The organism is Turicimonas sp. TL08, assembly GCF_054660695.1.
Map to the genome: position 1 here is coordinate 1 of NZ_BAAGDP010000073.1, position 399 is coordinate 399.

A 399-nucleotide genomic window follows, 5' to 3' on the forward strand; every position below is an offset into this window, starting at 1 on the left:
ACCCCTCTCTATACTATTACCATTATTTTACTACATATAACCAAAAAAAGTCAAGAGAGATTTTCCTTTTATTTTCAGATAGTAATTATGAAAATAAGGGGGTTTCGGTATCAAACTCAGGAAAAAGGAAGAGGCACTTAGAGGCGCCCATACAGAACAAAAGAACGATTAATCAAGGCTTGATGAGCGAAACAAGTTAAACTTTTCTAAAACTTATTTTGGAAAAGTCTGAACTTTTTTAAATTAATTTTAGAAAAGTTTGATGTGAGCCTACACATATCAGCAAAATCAATGAGATAGAGTTTTCACGTAATTCCAGACCGTTAAAGATTCATTCCGTTTTGTTGGCAGAAGAAAATCCGCTGACAAAACTCACATAGCTAACACTTTTTTTGGCCA

Annotated in this window: 1 protein-coding gene; it reads left to right on the top strand. The window is 33.3% G+C overall.

The window, feature by feature from the left end:
- Window positions 1–200 (top strand): hypothetical protein (locus tag ACYQ4O_RS13000; RefSeq protein ID WP_460175876.1); only part of this gene is annotated, 200 nt, incomplete at its 5' end.
- Window positions 201–399: the final 199 nt, after the last annotated feature.